We start from the raw sequence: 246 nt of genomic DNA, 5'->3' as shown, positions 1-246 counted from the left end.
CTAAAGAATTGCCCGCACCAGGTACATCTACCTTTTGGTTTTTTGAGTAGTTTTGCTACCCTAATTGGCGTGTCGATTGCTTGTCCTTTCCTGGTTGCCCAGTAAGTCCAATTTCCGTCATAAAGTGTTGCGTCGGGGCGTATTAGGGTGTGTCTGACAATTGGGGTCCAGATGTGTTTGAATAGATGTATCCCATCTTTGGTTTGGAATAGCCAATTTTCGTGTCTTTCTTTCCCATTGCTAAGT

Annotated in this window: 1 pseudogene; it reads right to left on the bottom strand. The window is 43.9% G+C overall.

The features are described from left to right. A pseudogene (locus P5674_RS26385) lies at window positions 1–246 on the bottom strand (RNA-dependent DNA polymerase); the annotation flags it as partial.

This window comes from Limnospira sp. PMC 289.06 (genome assembly GCF_032350395.1).
Lineage (GTDB): Bacteria > Cyanobacteriota > Cyanobacteriia > Cyanobacteriales > Microcoleaceae > Limnospira > Limnospira platensis.
The sequence above is the reverse complement of the archived record's forward strand: the minus strand, read 5'-3'. Positions and strand labels throughout refer to the sequence as shown.